1 pseudogene is annotated in these 206 nt (G+C 27.7%); it reads left to right on the top strand.

The features are described from left to right. Positions 1-108: 108 nt before the first annotated feature. Positions 109-206 (top strand): annotated as a pseudogene (locus FOT98_RS32035) (winged helix-turn-helix transcriptional regulator); the annotation flags it as partial.

The following is a 206-nucleotide window of genomic DNA, read 5'->3' as shown; positions in this document are numbered from 1 at the left end:
CTTTTGTTTTCTAATTTACTTTTCCATAATTACATATTATAATTCACTAGACAATACTGACGTTTTTGTCACTATAAACAAAACCCTAATAGAAAGAATTGGTGATATATGGTTATTGATTATAAAGAAAAAACTTTTTTCACTAGCAAAGATTTGGCTTTATCCGTTATAGGTGGACGTTGGAAAATAGCGATTATATGGTGTTT

Origin of the sequence: Bacillus sp. HY001, assembly GCF_007558965.1 — a bacterium.
Classification (GTDB): Bacteria; Bacillota; Bacilli; order Bacillales; family Bacillaceae_G; genus Bacillus_A; species Bacillus_A mobilis.
This window is presented reverse-complemented; position numbering and strand designations above follow the sequence as displayed.